12 protein-coding genes are annotated in these 15,842 nt (G+C 47.6%); 2 read left to right on the forward strand and 10 right to left on the reverse strand.

All coding sequences use genetic code 11. The features are described from left to right. Positions 1-511 precede the first annotated feature (511 nt). From BBOU_RS02665 to BBOU_RS02700, 8 genes are read right to left on the reverse strand one after another with little or no spacing between them, the layout of a single operon-like run. On the reverse strand, positions 512-2,866 hold the full coding sequence (locus BBOU_RS02665; protein ID WP_026502646.1) for a DUF262 domain-containing protein: 2,355 nt from the start codon (positions 2,864-2,866) through the stop codon (positions 512-514). Next, positions 2,867-5,530 (reverse strand): DEAD/DEAH box helicase, encoded by a 2,664-nt coding sequence (locus BBOU_RS02670; protein WP_026502647.1) that lies wholly within the window; start codon positions 5,528-5,530, stop codon positions 2,867-2,869. Positions 5,531-5,547: 17 nt separating this feature from the next. Next, positions 5,548-6,474 (reverse strand): HamA C-terminal domain-containing protein, encoded by a 927-nt coding sequence (locus BBOU_RS02675; RefSeq protein ID WP_026502648.1) that lies wholly within the window; start codon positions 6,472-6,474, stop codon positions 5,548-5,550. 26 nt (positions 6,475-6,500) lie between these two features. Beyond that, the gene (locus BBOU_RS02680) at positions 6,501-9,668 is read right to left on the reverse strand and encodes a type I restriction endonuclease subunit R (RefSeq protein WP_026502649.1); all 3,168 of its coding nucleotides are present in this window, start codon (positions 9,666-9,668) and stop codon (positions 6,501-6,503) included. A gap of 16 nt (positions 9,669-9,684) precedes the next feature. Beyond that, positions 9,685-10,800 (reverse strand): restriction endonuclease subunit S, encoded by a 1,116-nt coding sequence (locus tag BBOU_RS02685; protein ID WP_026502650.1) that lies wholly within the window; start codon positions 10,798-10,800, stop codon positions 9,685-9,687. Beyond that, positions 10,787-12,424: an N-6 DNA methylase gene (locus BBOU_RS02690; RefSeq protein ID WP_026502651.1), complete on the reverse strand. Its 1,638-nt coding sequence runs from the start codon at positions 12,422-12,424 to the stop codon at positions 10,787-10,789. The genes BBOU_RS02685 and BBOU_RS02690 overlap by 14 nt, the downstream gene beginning before the upstream one ends. Positions 12,425-12,428: 4 nt before the next feature. Then, positions 12,429-12,644 carry a helix-turn-helix domain-containing protein gene (locus BBOU_RS02695; RefSeq protein ID WP_026502652.1) on the reverse strand — a complete coding sequence of 72 codons (216 nt, stop codon included), beginning with the start codon at positions 12,642-12,644 and terminating at the stop codon, positions 12,429-12,431. Further along, on the reverse strand, positions 12,637-13,494 hold the full coding sequence (locus BBOU_RS02700) for an NBR1-Ig-like domain-containing protein (RefSeq protein WP_026502653.1): 858 nt from the start codon (positions 13,492-13,494) through the stop codon (positions 12,637-12,639). Before BBOU_RS02700 ends, BBOU_RS02695 begins: the two co-directional genes overlap by 8 nt. Positions 13,495-13,765: 271 nt before the next feature. Between BBOU_RS02700 and BBOU_RS09340 the strand changes: the two genes are divergently transcribed. Next, entirely contained in the window at positions 13,766-13,936 is a 171-nt protein-coding gene (locus tag BBOU_RS09340) for a hypothetical protein (RefSeq protein ID WP_164468315.1), read from the forward strand. 414 nt (positions 13,937-14,350) lie between these two features. After that, positions 14,351-15,157, forward strand: coding sequence for an RNA polymerase sigma factor (locus BBOU_RS09355; RefSeq protein ID WP_202961010.1), 807 nt, complete (start codon positions 14,351-14,353; stop codon positions 15,155-15,157). Between the two features lie 24 nt (positions 15,158-15,181). Here the strand turns inward: BBOU_RS09355 and BBOU_RS02710 are convergent, their stop codons facing one another. Both BBOU_RS02710 and BBOU_RS02715 read right to left on the reverse strand, forming a co-directional pair. Then, positions 15,182-15,448, reverse strand: coding sequence for a hypothetical protein (locus BBOU_RS02710; RefSeq protein ID WP_026502655.1), 267 nt, complete (start codon positions 15,446-15,448; stop codon positions 15,182-15,184). An 18-nt stretch (positions 15,449-15,466) separates the two neighbouring features. Beyond that, the gene (locus BBOU_RS02715; RefSeq protein WP_202961011.1) at positions 15,467-15,799 is read right to left on the reverse strand and encodes a hypothetical protein; all 333 of its coding nucleotides are present in this window, start codon (positions 15,797-15,799) and stop codon (positions 15,467-15,469) included. Positions 15,800-15,842: the final 43 nt, after the last annotated feature.

Consider the following 15,842-nt stretch of genomic DNA (forward strand, 5'->3'; position numbering starts at 1 on the left):
TTCATAACCACAGGCCACGCATCCGCGACTTGCCGCGCCGGCGCACTCCGGTAATGATCTTGATATCCGGGGTCCCCATAAGATCAAGAAGCCGCTACATATATTCTGGTCTTTCAATATATTTCATAATGCCACTTCCGAAATTGAAAATTTTTTAGAGTTTCGCACCTGCGTTTGCGGGAACTGCTCTAAGCCGAAAATCGGCGCCATTACAGGTGCTCTTTGTTTGCGGGAACTGGTCCGCGTGCTTTTTCTACCTATAATACGGCGGGCTGGAGGGAGGCCATCGTCTCGACCTGTCTCTCCGCCCAATCGGTTTATGATCAAGGTCTCAACCCAGTATGCCGTTAACTTGCCCGGAAACCATGCTGTTTCCGGGCTTTTCTGCGTTTCAGGGGCGTTGAGCGGGAGCGCATCTGCGGCACTGTACTGATATGTTGCTGTGGCTTCTGCAGCCAAAAGCGACCCCTCAATCTGCAATCGTTAAAAAGTATGGCCATCGCTGAAGGGTTTAATCGGTGCTGTCGGTGTATCCGAAATGGTCTCTGACCTTCTGATGCGTCGTCTTATCATTAAGCATGTAGGCTACAAGCGGGACTGTTGTCATCCCCTTCTCCCAGTAGCCGTCATTAATATCCGTCACATATTTCTTCCATGCAACTCCGATAAATACTTCCTTGTTGGGATCAAGCTTCTCCTTGGATTCCTCGGATTGCCACGGCGCGTCTGCTACAGGAGTCGAAGTGCCGTCGACCATCACTTTGAAGCTCTTCATCGGCATAGCGGCTGATGTGCATTCGCCAATACCCACAAAGCCATGTCCAGCGATATGGCAATATACCGTATCTCCGACTTGAACGTTATAAATAGATTTCCCGCTGCCGCCAAGGTTCGCGGACAGGAATCCGTATTTCAGCGCGTCTGGCCAGCTTCTTTCTGCATAGCCGACTGTAAATTCACGGCCCTTCTCGTTCTTGAAGAAGTCCTTCTCATCGTCATCGGCCCATCCACCAGCGATTTCCTTAATGGCGTCCGGATTCCAGATGTCACTTGCCATTCTCAGATAGGTCTCAGCCCGGTCCGCGATGCTTTGCTTACTGAAGTCAGGAATCGCATGAAAGCCGTACTCGTTAGCGACCGTGAGGAATTTCGGATTGTTCGTGTAAGCTGTGTCGTTCAGCGCCTGAGCAAGGATGTTGTCTCCCGCGTACTTCTGAACCTTCTCGGAGTATTTCATTGCCTGATAGCTTCTGTTCTTGTCCCGGGTGAGCAGGATCAGGTTTCCGATCTGATTCCGGGTGGATTCGAAATCCTCGTAGTCGGTGAAGCTGTCCTCGTAGTCCTCATACTTGTCCGGAAGGATATGCTCAATATCGTAAGTGTTTCCCTGACGCTTGCGGTCAACGTACTCCTCGAAATGCGATGGATTGCCCATCAGCACATTCACATAGGAAGTGAAGCGCGCGAGGATGTGAAGCATGTAACGTCCGGAGAACCGGTTCAGACTGAACCTGGTGATTCCCTCGACGGTCACGTCCATACGGCGGAGTGTACGGACATAGACCATGCCGATCGTCTTACAGTCCTCATTGCGGATATCACGCATCACATGAAACAGCAAATACTTATTCGTGTTCCAGTTAACCTTCTTGAAATTCAGGATTCGGATTGTGGCAAAGTCGTCCACGAACTTTGCGGTCATCTGTATTTTTTTCTGTTTGATGTCGTCCGTGTCGTCATTTTTGATGGCAGCGATGGCAAGCATGGTCTGGTAGCTCAGATCGCGGTTTGCATTGTAGAAGACCTCTTCATATCCGGGCGTCAGCTCGCTGCCATAGTCTTTCATCCGAAGATAGATATCAGTGACACGTGTCATTTCAGTGAGAACAAATTCCTTGTAGTCCTTCGGCTTTACAAGGCCCATCGCCGTCCGGGCGTTGTTGCGTACCCAGGTATGGAACTTGTCGCCGAGAAGTTCGTAATCCTCATCTTTAGCGCCGCGCTTGGTATCTCGCATGGAATTGGCATATTTTGCGCGAAGCCAGATAGAGATGAATTCAACGTCCTGCGTATTCACCATGCCGCTCGTATCGTAAGAAGAGGCGTTCTTGATACGGTTGATGTTGTCCTGCCACTTCCGATTTACCTCAATGCGGTCAGCTTCTGCAACCTGCTGGATGATGTAAGCCTTCATCATCTCGGCGCTGTTCAGACTCAGGCCTCGGTCATTCATTGTTAGGAAAATCGTGTGTGCTTCGTCGTCGGATGGTGTGTCGATCTCCAGAAGGAGGACCTTCTCTATCAGCCAGTTAATAAAGTAAGGAAGTGCTTCTCCCTTCAGCTCGTCAGGGAAGATGTCCTCTATGTCCTGATACCGGTCAAGCATATTCTGTGAGCTCTCATTCACTGGCACATAGGTTTCATCTTTTTGCAATAGAGCCTGCATGCAAGTCCCGCGGTCGGCCACATCGATATTGAAGCTCTTCTTACTGAAAGCCTTTGAGTAGATCATGTCATCCAGCGGGACAAGGAGATCCTCATCCTTGACAGTTTCTTTCTGCAGGTTGTTCAGATAGATGATGAGAAGTGTTAGCGAGGTCAGACGCTGCTGGCCATCGATGATTTTCTTTACGGAACCGCCAGTACAGATAATGCATCCCATATAGTAAAAGCCATAGTTCATGACTTCTTCCGGCGTATCATGATCATCTGGATCATAGAATTCCTCAAATGTGCTCTGGAAATCAGCGAGCATCTGCTCGATCTGCTTCTGCCCCCACCGGTATTCCCGCTGGAAATAATCGACGGTGTACTTGCGACCGCTCAGGATTGTTTTGAGCGTGTCTGTCTTGTCAATTTTCTGCATTTATGCCTGCCTTCCTGATTCTCCTTTTGGCTCAAACATTTCTGGCATATTCAATAAAATCATATTTGCCTGTTCTCGAACATTCTGATTATTGCATTCCAAAAGATCTCGACTAAGAAGTAGTTTTGATTCGCTTTCCTGCAGTATGTACTTATCTCTGTGTTCTCGTATATAAGTTGCGTTTTCACGGGTGAAACCAATGCGCTGCAGGAGAATGGTCACAGGCTTTGTAGTTCCGTATTCCACATATTCATACCAGTTGTTGTCAAATTCCGTGATGCCATAAATCTTCTTATATTCATTGGAGAAGCGCAGAAAATAGTTCGACAAGCTGAAGAGGATTATGTTGTCAATAACTTCCAGCGTATCTGCAAAGAGAATATTTCGAAATTCCACGTTGTCTTTGTAAACCGTTGTCTGCGTTTTGCTAATCCAGAAATTATCTGGATGCTGCACATGGTGACGAATGCCTTGTCTCATAATGTTGCTCAGGCCTAATCCGGACATCCACTGGATTAGTACGACTGCATACCAGCGCAGCTTCTTATGCACGCCATCCGTGACTTTGCCGAGCGTGGAATACTCGTATTTCTCCCATTTGAATATCGTGCATAGCTTCTCGAGGAACCCGACTACTTCATCATAATCAAATTCTCCATTTACTGCTTTCGGGTATTCGAGGCCATTTCGTATCGCAATGATAAGATTCCGTGTCTGGTCCGCTGACACGTTGATATCATCGTCTGGAAGAGCGATCGGGTCTTCGAATTTCTGCTTAATAAGAGCAGCATCATCTTTGCTGATCAAATCAGAGAAAGACTGACGAACAAGACTGTTATTATCCGTCATGATATCGCGAAGAAGAATCAGGCCGAACTTTCTCATCATGATATAAGATTCTTCAGACTGAGCCTTGTTCCTCTTTACAAGCTCAATATTTCCCTCTTTGAGGGCTTCTACAATATATTTTCTTTCCGGGTTAGTAAGTGTCTTAGGCCCGGCATCGATAGAAAGCGTCTGTTCCGGCACCGGTTCTTTTAGCATCTTTACATATTCGGTCTCAGGGAGCTTTTCATCCTGAGATGACACAAATATCACATTCCCATAAAGGTTATATTCAATTCGCCCGACACGACCGATGAGATTCCTGAAGTCAACAGGAGTCATACGAGACCGGAATATCTTGTTATCTGTTATGAACAGATTATCCGCTGGCAGATTAACACCCTCAAGCAGCGTACTGGTACAGAACATAGTCGTGATCTTGCCCTTACGGAACAAGTCCTCGATCCTCATCCGTATTGCCGCGGGCAAGTAGCCAATATGATAGGCGATGCCTTTTTTGATAATCTTGGCAAGATAGTAGTCTCCATGCACTTCGTTTGCGATGTCTCTTGAAAGGGCTGCCAAGTCTTCGTCATCCAATTCATCGAGATACTGAGACAAATCGAGAGCGGCTTCTACTGCTCGCGTCTTCCCGTTAAAATAGACGATCGTCTGTCGCATAGCATCTTCCGGCAGATCATCATTCCGGCGTTCAATCTTGAGAAGGAAATGTGTCAGCGTCGCCTTGTTCTGTGGAATGCTTGTTATGTGCATTTCCTTCTCGGTATGTTCGTTATAAACAGAAATCTCACGATTCTGTAGATCCAGAAGGAACTTTACCTGCGTTACGGGTGAAAATTCTGTTCTAAACCTTTTGTCTCCATGCTCACCGATATCCGTCAGAAGTCTCAAATAGACTTCTGGATTCGGGACATTCGGAGAAGCAAAAATGAAGTGCGGCGGATTGTCTCGGTTCTTAAGCATGTCGACGGTCTTGTAATAGAACGGGCCACGACTGTTCTTGCCGGACATCTTATGCGCCTCATCCACGAAAAGATAGTCAATCTGAATATCAGGTTTTCCAATGAGCAGATACAAAAGTCGTTCCGGCGTCAAAACAAGAATGAAGTTGTGGTTTCCATCGAGAGCAATGTCGCTTGCAGCATTGACGACCTTGTAGTTTTTCTCCTCCAGAAGATCCTTTAGATCCTCCTTGATGATCTTCTGAGAAGTTTCGTTGATCAGCGCCTTGGTCGGAACAATAATCGCAAAGTTCAACTTAGCGCCATTTGCCACTTGCTCCTTGATGAACATCCTCATCAGGAAGGACTTTCCCATTGACGTTGGTGCCGAGTAACTGAAATAGGAATCCTGCAGGTGATCATAAGCCTGTTTCTGTGCGCCAAAAAACCGCAGATTCGGTGCTGCCGGAATTCTAAGATAGTCCTTCTTGTAATCCGAGAAAATTCGATTCAAGACAAATGGGTCCTCGAAGTTGGCATCAAGAAGCGAAGTCCCTCTTGCATTATCTGTATTCGCAAAAACCGATCCAGCCACAACTCGGATTTCATCGTTCTCTGGATATAATGCATTTAAGAGAACGACAATTTCCTGAGCCCACATCTTATGCTGTTCAGCTTTATCTGCGCTGTTTGATTTAGAAAGCAGGTCCGCGAAACGCAGCGCATCATGGATATTTACGTTCCGATATTCTAGCTGCGTGTGAAGCGTTTTATTGGCATAGTTAAACAGAATGCCTTCATAAAGGCAGTTGAGGTATTCGTTTTCTTCTATGTCTGTGAAGATTGCATCTCCGAGTCTGATTCTTTTTCTACTCATACAACCGCACCTCCGCTTCACATCAGCAGGTTTTCCATAACCTGCTTTTTATCCAGCTTTGCATCGTTGAAAGGCACGATGTAAAAGTAAAAAGAATGTGTATCAAGACCAAGCGTCTTTATTTTGTCCGCAATATACGCGGCATGGTTCTTAATGTCAGTATCCATCTTGGTTCCTAGGTCCTTGAGGAATTCCGGCGTAGACCTTGTATGCGGATCAAGGCCAAGAGAATATCCAAGGAAGACACCGTAAGCCCGGTCGTTCGCAACAGGAGCCCCTGGTTTAGGAATAATGATGCTTTTCAGTTTATCCACGACATTCTCATCAAAAGAATCGTTCAGAGAGCGATTGTCGACAAACTGGATTCCATTCCCATTTTCATTTTCAATACGCACTATGGCGTCAAAGGCACTGTCTATTGCATCCGCAATATCGCCCTCGATGTCTGAGGTTCCAAACACTGTCTGGTAGTAGGACATGCCGGTATCATCGCCAAGATCAAGAAGATGGACACTATCACAGGCCGTGCCGAATGGAGTTGTTCCAGCATTAAGCTCAACTTTGCTGAATATCTTCGGAGCATTGAGCTTTTCCTCTAGAAAAGCATACAGGAGAATCTCTCCGAGTTCGTTTCCTGTCCCTTTCTGGTTTGCTGCTCCGTTGCGCTTCATGACCCGGAGTGCCTTGTTCCCTATGCTGCGAGGATTGCCGACACCTGGTTGTGACAGCTTCTCTATCTGAGCACGAGAGAAAACATACTCACTGATAATGTCCGTCAAATAATCTTCAAGGCTCGTGTACACAAAGGCATTATTGCTGACCTGCAGTCGAAAAAGGCGCAGTTGTTCCGGGTTCCGCAATCCAAGCTTTTCATTGTGCATTACTTCCGTGAAGACGGAATCCATGCTCACATCGGGTAATGATCTGCTTATAGGGTTTCCCATATGGTCTGTGCCTCCTTTCCACCTATTCACTCGTCTTCGTATTTCTTGAAGTTCTCAGCCTGCTCCATGACCTTCTCGAAGACTTCCTCGTCCCATTCAGGCGGATAGCCATTCTTATAAAGAAGAACAGTCAAGTCCATGTTGAGCTGGTTCTTGATGTCATCTCGTGTCGACCAGTCGGCAAACTGTGCTTTATCGTCAACAAGCTCCTTGATCTTTTTAGCCAGCACGATGCATTTATCGTCCGCGTACGGAAAACCGTGGTCATCGCGAACTTTTACAAGGATGTCATAGAACGCCTTCTCCTCAAATGTAATACCCATCTTAGAGAAAGAGTCCTGATCCTCTTTCAAATCCTTCATTATGTTGATGAGCTTATCAGAAAGATCATTGACGAAATCAGCGACCACCTCGCTCGTGAATACGAGTTTGTCACGACTGTTATAAGCATCGACCACCTGTCTCAAGCGCTCGTCAAATTCGATTGCCTTTACCTTGTTCGTCCGGCCATAAGCTGTGATTGCTTTCTTCAGAAGCTTCAGAAGCGCATTGAACTTGGTAATAGGCAGCTTGACCTTCTTCAGTTCATCTACGAACTCCTCGCTAAACAGATCGACTGATTTATGCTCGTCAACGATATTTTCGATACCGGTACAGGTGATGGCGTCACGTACCATACCTTCAACGACGCTGTTCATGACTTCTGCATCCGGCGCATCTCCTTTTGTCTGCTTGTAGATGATGGACCGGATCGCAAGGTAGAACTGAGCCGTGGCCGTTTCCTCGTCAGTCAGTTCGCCGGATGGGAAACATATCTGGTATGCGCTCTTGAGCCTGCGGGAAAGTCCCATGAAGCGCGTCTGCATATCTTTGCTGGTCTGTACGTATTCCGCAGCGGCATTCAGGCAGTTCAGTCGCTCCAGCGGCGTCCCGGTATGAAACTTCGTGGCATCAAACCCGGAAAGCAAATCGTTGATCATCGACAAGTGATTGCGGAAAATCGACAGAGAAATATTCAGCTCATCAATCGGGCTTTCCTGCGGCCCGCCATACTTCTTGACCGCTGCCATCATGTCATTCTTGATACCGATATAATCGACGACCAGTCCTTTATCCTTGCCATCGAAAACGCGGTTGACTCTGGAAATCGTCTGGATCAAAGTGTGCTTCTGCAATGGCTTGTCGATATACATGACAGCAAGAGACGGAACATCGAAGCCGGTAATCCACATGTCAACAACGATTGCGATTTTGAAATTCGAGTCGTTATTTTTGAACTGCTTATCGAGCATCTTCCGGTAATCTTTTGTGCTGCAAAGATCAAACAGTTCCTTCTCATCGTTTTGGCCCTGCGTAGCCACAAGGTTAATTTTCGGAAGCGCCACGAGCTTATCAAGCTGATCGCGTGTCAGCTTGGATTCATCCTCGGCTTTCCTAGGAACCTTCCAATCCGGTCTGATTGCCTGTATAGCTTTCAGCACCTTGAAAGCATTCTGCCTGTCAGAGCAAACGATCATAGCTTTTTGCACGACGTCAGGCTTTTCAGCGCACAGTGATTCATAGTGCGAGACGATATCCGCGGCGAGCTTTTTAATTCGTTCCGGGTGTCCAAGGATAGCGGACATCTTGCTCATAGCCCGCTTGCTTTCCTCTACCTGCTCCGGATTTGAACCTTCCTCAACGCACTGCTCGTAATACTTCTGGATTTCTTTCGCCTGCTCATCAGACAGGATGACACGGGCGAGACGAGGCTCATAAGCAATGCGCACGGTGATACCGTCATCGCTGGATTCCTTCATCGTATAGCTGTCAACGACATCTCCGAATACTGCAACTGTCTCATCAATCGGCGTTCCGGTGAATCCGCAATAGGTGGCATTCGGAAAGCTGTCGCGCAGATACTTGGCAAATCCGAAAGTCGTGTAAACACCGGTTTCTGTTTTCTTCAGCTTCGAGCCGATATTCGTCTGTGTCCGGTGTGCCTCATCCGAAATACAGATGATGTTGCTTCTGTCTGAAAGCAAACCAATCTTTTCACAGAACTTCTGTATAGTTGTGATATACACACCGCCGCTTGGTTTGTCCTTGAGAGTTTTCTCAAGATCGTCACGGCTCTCTATGCTCCGGACATCCTCCTGATGCAGATAATGTTTTGCTGTCACAAACAGCTCGGAAGTCTGGGTGTCCAGATCCTCACGATCTTCCAAGAGAATAATCGTGGGATTCTGGAAAGTGTCACTGTCGCGCAACATTATGAGACGGGACAGGAACAGCATCGTATAGGTCTTGCCACAGCCGGTTGCTCCGAAATAGGTGCCGCCTTTACCATTTCCGGCGGGGCGCATATGCAGCTTAATGTTGGCAAGCATCTTTTCCGCGGCAAATAACTGCGGATACCGGCAGACAATGACTTCATCCTTTGAGCTGTCATCTGGGTAGAAAATAAAGTCGCGAAGGATCTTCAGGACCCGTTCTTTTGCGAATGCGCCCTCTATCATAGTAAGCAAGGAGCTGATACCATTCGAGACCTTGTCTTTGTCATTTGCCTTGTTCCACGAGTAGTAGAACCGATAAGGCGTGAAGACACTACCGAGTTTGGTATTCACTCCGTCACTGATGACGGACATAAAGCAATATTTCAGGAGATTCGGAATATCGCGCTTATAGCGGATTGTGATCTGCTCCCACGCGTCATGAATCGTCTTGTCTTCCTCGATTGCAGTCTTGAACTCGCATATGCCTATCGGAATGCCATTGATGAAGATTAGCAGATCCGGTCGGCGCAGCCGATCGCCCTGAACAGAGTACTGGTTCACGACGCGGAAAACATTATTCTCCGGGTGGTCGAAATCGATATAATCGATGTGCAGCGCGACATCATTGATATTATCCCTGACAAGATCGAACCCCTCCACAACAAGCCAAAAGGCCTGACGGTTCGAATAGTAAAGCGGCGTAGAGGGAATCAGCGTCAGCATGGTGATGATCTTCTTCATCTCCACATTGCTGAGGTTCTTGTCAGAATACTTCCGGTTCAGGAATGTGCGCAGATCGTCTTCAAGAAGGATGTCTTCAAAACGGCGGTGAATATCTTCGCCGTATGTATATTCATATCCCTGCATCTGGAAAAGCTCTATTATGGCATGTTCCAGTTCGTCTTCTGTAAATTTGCCTTTTTCGAAGATATAGTCCACGTCGGCACCTCCCTTCTCAGGCTTCCGCTTCTTCGAGGGAGCCTTTTATTAATATCGGGCACATGCTCTTGATGCGTTCCTTGAGACGATTACTAATTGATCTTCTGTCTATATAAGCTCGATAAATATCGACAATTGCCTTCTGTTCATCTATAGATGGAATCGGTATCTCTGTTTCATAGAAACGGTCTAAGTCAAGATTGGAGCGCACACTTGAATCACTCATAAACCAGCCTTGACGATCGCTCTCTTCACGTGAAAACCACATCATTATAAATTCCGGCAAGACCGAATCCTTCTTTACTTCAAAAACCGTATAAGCAGGCGAGACAATTATAGGTTTATCAGAAGTTTGAAGAGCGATGCGGATACATTTATCCCTACCCGTCTGCATGCCACTATATGCAATCTGGCTCTTTTGAACAACCTTATAACGATTGAGGTTTATGTTCGTAGTGTTTGCCACAGTCGGCATAAACTGTTTTGTAATGTTTATGCCTTCAACATCTTTAACAGCTCCATCATCATTTCTATTGTCTATTTCTGTAAGAAATTCACCTACAGCAATTCTCTGGGCTTTGTGTTTCTCCTGGTCCAAAATAGAATCAAATGCACTCTTCAAATCTTCCAACCCGCGTTCATAGCTTTGCTGATTGGCGAGCATGGCATTGTAGACATCCACGTACTTCTGCTGGATGGAAATGGGAGGGAGGTTGAGCTCTATTTCGCAAAATCTATCCCAATCGAGATTTGAACGAATACTACTGTCGCTGTAAAACCATCCAAGTCTGTCTTTTTCTTTAGACAGGAATATCATAAAAAAGTACATAGGGAGAATCGCATCCGTTGCTTCCACTTCAAAAGTGGTGTATGCAGGAGACACAATTATTGGCTTTTCTCCGGTATACATACTTATTCTGATGCATTCATCTCTACCAGTCTGCATTCCACTGAAGACAAATCGTCCATTAGTAACCAGTTTATATTTTGACTCATCAAGGCTATCTGTTCTTGTTACTGTGGGCATGAATTCCTTATTGATATTGATACCATAGAAATCTCGAATCCCCAGGTTATTTCTCTCATCGACGATTTCGATGAGGTCGCCGATATGCTTTTTAGTCAATGCCATAGCCAATCCCCCTGAATGCTTCTTCGAGCATGGCCCGCGACTTCTTCTCGGTCTTCAAAACGTCCTTCATTTCACTCTGAATGCGGGACATTTCTTTTTCGTAATCAATATCCAGATCATGGTCGATGAACTCGATGTATTTACTGGGCGCGAGTGAATAGTCCTTCGCTCGGATCTCATCCAGCGTCGCTGATTGGCAGAATTCCGGCACGTCTTTATACAGAGAAGTATCGATCGACTGCCAGTTGTTGTAGACCTGCTTCACCTTTGCAATTTGCTCGTCGGTGAGCACGGTTTTCTTTTTCCTCTTGCCTTTGTCGATGACGATCTCTTCGATGTTCTGATTCCATGTGCGCAAATCCATGAAGAGCACCTGATTGGTACGATCGCGCAGTTGTCTACCGTTCACGGTTCCGGCATGCTTATTCATGTTGATGATCCAGAGCGTCACAGAAATGTCCGTCGTGTAGAACATATCTCGAGGCAGCACAATGATTGCCTCCACGCGGTCCTTCTCAAGAATCTGGCTGCGGATGGTTTTCTCATCGCCATCTGCATTCAGCGCACCATTAGCAAGAAGGAATCCAGCGATGCCGTGAGTGACATCGAGCTTTGAAATGATGTGCTCCACCCATGCATAGTTGGCGTTTGCTACCGGCGGCATAACTCCGCCATAGCCCTTGAATCGCGGATCGTCTGTCAGCTGATCCTCCGTGCGCCAGCCTTTAAGGTTGAACGGCGGATTGGCCATAACGTAGTCGACCTTCTTATCTTTATGAAGGTCATCCGTAAATGTGGAGGCGTTCTTCTCTCCGAGGTTATGTGCAATGCCGCGAATGGCGAGATTCATCTTGCACAGCCGCCAGGTATCCGGATTGCTTTCCTGCCCGATAATGGAGATCTTCTGTCTGTTCCCTTTGTGGCGGTCGACAAATTTCATGGACTGTACAAACATTCCACCACTTCCACAGCAGGGATCGTAAACTGTCCCGGAATACGGCTCAATCATCTCTGCGATAAGTTTTACGACGCATGCAGGCGTGTAGAATTCACCGTCCTCCTTTGAGCCGGAGGCCGCATAGACCTGCAGGAAATATTCGTAAACGCGTCCGATCAGGTCTTCTTCCTGAAAACGCTTCTCGTCAATTTTGTTGACATTGTCAATCAGATCCTTCAGCTTTGCAGTCGCTGCACCGAGCGTGGCAAAGAAAGTGTAGACAGGATTCCCGTCTTTATCTCTGGACAATAACGCACCCTTCAGAGAAGGATTCGTCCTCTCAATATCCGCCATTGCTGTGTCAAGAATAACTGCGATATCGTTATCTCCCGCATGGGCAACGATGTAGGACCAGCGGGAAGTTTCATTCAGGTAGAACACGTTCACAGAGTTATAGGACGAGACCTTGTCCTTCATAATGTTAAACAGGCCTTCATCTGCTCCGTACTGTTCTTTGAGTTCCTGATACCGCTTCTCGAATTTGTCTCCCGCAAATTTCAGGAAAACGAGCGATATCACCGCGTCCCTGTTTTTTTCTGTACTTCCTATTCCACGAAGTGCAACGCGGCAGTTCCATAAAACTGTTTCCAGTGACACTTCTTTATCTTTTTTTGCTGCTCTTGCCATACCTTTAATTCTCCTTGTTTTCCTTTTCGCCGCTTTCTTCGGCAGCACCGCCGGAGCGAATCCAGTCATCGACTTCGCTCAGTTTGAATTTCCAAAGTCGCCCGACTTTGTATGCAGGCATGTTGCGCTTGTTGATCCATTGCATGATGCTTTCGCGGCCTACCCCGAGATATTCTTGCACGTCCTTCATCGTTGACCATTTTTCTATATTCTTATCCACGCGTGTCTCCTTCGTCCGACGTATGGAACGTCACCTGAATCCTTATATTGAAATCCCACCGCTTATTCGGAAAGCAGTTCTCTCCATCAGCATTCTGCATTTCCCACTTGCATTCGAAGTTTCCCTCGAAGCCACGGGCATCTATGTCTGTGGCTATTTTTGTAGATTCGCCCGGACTTGTATCCGGTACCGGAATAACGGTCTGAGCCGGCCGAGGATGTATTTCTGTCTGATTCACCAGAACCAGCTTCCGGTCACGCCATTCACATGTTCCACGGTTCTGTAATTTCCATTCGTGGCGAATGATCTCATAGCAGTCCGCTTCATGACGCCTTCCACCCAATTCAACCAGAACATCATCGCCAGCGTACCGAGGGCCGCTTATGTCATCTGCAGATATCTGCTGCCCTGCCAGAAGCGTCTGATACATCTCCCAGACCGCGTTGTCAACGTCGTCAGCGGGAGTTGTCACGAACAGACTGAACTGTACTGCGAGAGCGTGAGCGAAGTTGGCCTTGTCCTGTTCCGCTCCAGAAGGAATTCCGAACTCCGCCATGCAGGCTGCGAGCTTGTTGATGGACAGGTTCCTGTCAATGAATGCAGCAAGCCCATCTAGGTTAATCGGATTCGGAAAGCTGTTCTTTATTTCGGCTGTCAACGATCGGTCCTTCACATACCGCCTCTCAGCTTCAAGCGCGCCATTCGTCCGATTTGCGTATGAGGTAGGCATCTCGAAGTAGCGGCTTCCCGCTGCATTGAAGAACTGTATGACGTAGGTTCCTTGATTCCTCTGGTTATCCAGATGCCTATACAGATTCTTGAGAAACTCGTTGCTCCTGATGGTGCTCACCTCCCTGGTACCCGTCCGGTACCTGATTCGGTACCTGCGGTACCTGATTCGTGCCGTTTTTCTGTTCCCGGGTACCTAACGCATCCCCGACAATAAGGTCAGTTGATCGGAAGGGCCCTGAAGACAACAAAAGACAGACCTCTGGAATTAATGATACGAGTTCTTTATAAACAAATCAACAGTATCAGATTTCAGAAGCGCTAAACATACATAAATCGACAAAAACAAGCAAACAAATGGAGGTGAGACAGTGACTCACGACGATAGAGAAATGTGGCGCATCAATATCGAGAACGACGCTGACCAGGTCTGCTCCATCTACGGAACGGCAGCTGTCGATGGCGTGTTTCAGCGCTACGACGCGACCTGCTTCGACGATCTCTGCCCTTCCCATTACGAGGAAGTGTTCGGCGATCTGGAGCTGATGATCAACGACAACTGAGAATCTCCTATGAAACATATCGGAAAAGGGCTACGAAACAGCCCGCAAAGCTCCAAATGTTAAGAGGTTCGGATTTGCCCTGAGCAAGGCGTTAAAAAGGTTCACCGCCATAGCCGTTCACCCCGGTGCACAGAGATGGCTCGAGCGTCTGTAGCGGTCACAAATGAATAAGAAACCAGTCTACGAGCGTGGCCGGCCGAACGAAACGAGTTGATTCCCGTTCCGTCTGGCCTGTCACGCTTCTTCTTTTTGTGCGGCCTCCGGTTCGGGAGAAGCGAACGGAGGTATCGCACATGAAAAACCAATGACAATCAGAGTAAACGCATCTACGACAAGACCACCAGGCAGTGGTACGAGATCCCGGAGGACCGGTATCGCGAGTACAACTGCTAGCGCACGGCGCTGAGGAAACGCATGCAGTATCGCGACGAGTGCTTCTGCCCGCGCAGCCAATGGTGGCTGTGCGACGGCAACTGCCTCGACTGCGAATTCCACAACAATATGACTGTCTCTCTTGACGATCCGCTACCTGACGGCAAAGGAACGCTCGCCGATTACGCTCCGGACGACGCTCCTCTTATTGAAGAGGTGCTTTCCGAGAAGTCGGAGCTGGATCAGCTGTTCGAGCGTCTGCAGGAGCTCATGCCGGAGGCCAAGCGGATCGGAGAGCTCCGCGAGGAAGGCCTCTCCGACGAGGCCATCGCCGACATCATTGGCATCAAGCGCACGACGTTCCTGTCCCGCCTGAGAAAGCCAAGGGGAAGCTGTCTCAGGAGTTCCCCGACTGGTTCTAATCATCTGCTCCGGCTGCCCATCGTAGTGGCCGGAGCTTTTTATGAAATTCTTACAACCGCCGACACGATGAGCCCGGACGGTATCCAGGCATGGCTCAACGAGCTGCAGAAGGAGCTCATCCAAAAGGCCAACAGCAAGCAGGACTATGATGCCATCGCCGATGAAATCTTTACGCTGCGCGAGCAGAAATCACAGGCCGAGGCAGACACCCACAGCCGCGAGGAGACCCGGAAGCGCATCGACGAGCTGCAGGACTTCATCGGAAGTCAGCGATCCGACATCACCGAATTCAACGAACAGTCTCGTCCGAAAGCTGATCCAGCAGATTACCGTCTTCGCCGACCAGTTCACCATGGAATTCAAGTCCGGGATCACAATCGATATCGAGGCATAAAAAGACTCCTCGCCACTGAACTTAATCAGTAGTGAGGAGCCTTGGTCTGCCTAAACCTATTTTCTTTTATTCAGAAGCCGATCTATGTAATCTTCATTACTCTTAGGCATATCATCATCTTCGTATTCCCCAAGATAAGTCACATCATGGTATTTCTGGCCATCATATTCATACCCTGTGTACGGATATCCTCTTTGCGTAGTTCCCTCATAGGGCTTAAATTCTGCTCTGGCTTCCTCTTCAGTGTACTGATCTGAATCAAACCAGATTCCTTCCTGCTCCTTATCCCAGCCAATTTTAGTCGCCCGAAAAACATGCCTCATAGATAACCCCTCCTTGCTTTATTCATAATCGGAAATGGATTTAAGAAATTCTGCGGAAACAAAATATGGATTATTGTCGTCTCCCAGCTTTTCTATCAATGCCGCATCACCGTCTACTTCTAAAACTTTGAACTGATCGCCGACCGTAAAAACAAGACCTTCATTACTTTGCCCTTCGGTAGTCACTGTATGAACAACAGCAGCTGCAGCTTCGTGCTTCTTTTCATCAAGTTTTTTGGCTACCTTGTTCTTGATTGCAACACCGCCTGCCACAGCTCCTCCGCATGCTACAGCCCCTCCGCCAACAAGCAGCCCAGCCAGTTTAAGAGGCCCGCCGACCTTCTTAGCCATTGTAGTCATGATCTGATACCATCCCAAATTGCTCATAGTTTTT

Source organism: Bifidobacterium boum (genome assembly GCF_000741535.1).
GTDB lineage: Bacteria > Actinomycetota > Actinomycetes > Actinomycetales > Bifidobacteriaceae > Bifidobacterium > Bifidobacterium boum.

What these genes read in the sequence shown, in the direction of transcription:
- BBOU_RS02665 (WP_026502646.1), bottom strand. Translation starts at nt 2,866, where the DNA reads ATGCAGAAAATTGACAAGACAGACACGCTCAAAACAATCCTGAGCGGT.
- BBOU_RS02670 (WP_026502647.1), bottom strand. Translation starts at nt 5,530, where the DNA reads ATGAGTAGAAAAAGAATCAGACTCGGAGATGCAATCTTCACAGACATA.
- BBOU_RS02675 (WP_026502648.1), bottom strand. Translation starts at nt 6,474, where the DNA reads ATGGGAAACCCTATAAGCAGATCATTACCCGATGTGAGCATGGATTCC.
- BBOU_RS02685 (WP_026502650.1), bottom strand. Translation starts at nt 10,800, where the DNA reads ATGGCATTGACTAAAAAGCATATCGGCGACCTCATCGAAATCGTCGAT.
- BBOU_RS02690 (WP_026502651.1), bottom strand. Translation starts at nt 12,424, where the DNA reads ATGGCAAGAGCAGCAAAAAAAGATAAAGAAGTGTCACTGGAAACAGTT.
- BBOU_RS09340 (WP_164468315.1), top strand. Translation starts at nt 13,766, where the DNA reads ATGTGGCGCATCAATATCGAGAACGACGCTGACCAGGTCTGCTCCATC.
- BBOU_RS09355 (WP_202961010.1), top strand. Translation starts at nt 14,351, where the DNA reads ATGCAGTATCGCGACGAGTGCTTCTGCCCGCGCAGCCAATGGTGGCTG.
- BBOU_RS02710 (WP_026502655.1), bottom strand. Translation starts at nt 15,448, where the DNA reads ATGAGGCATGTTTTTCGGGCGACTAAAATTGGCTGGGATAAGGAGCAG.
- BBOU_RS02715 (WP_202961011.1), bottom strand. Translation starts at nt 15,799, where the DNA reads ATGGCTAAGAAGGTCGGCGGGCCTCTTAAACTGGCTGGGCTGCTTGTT.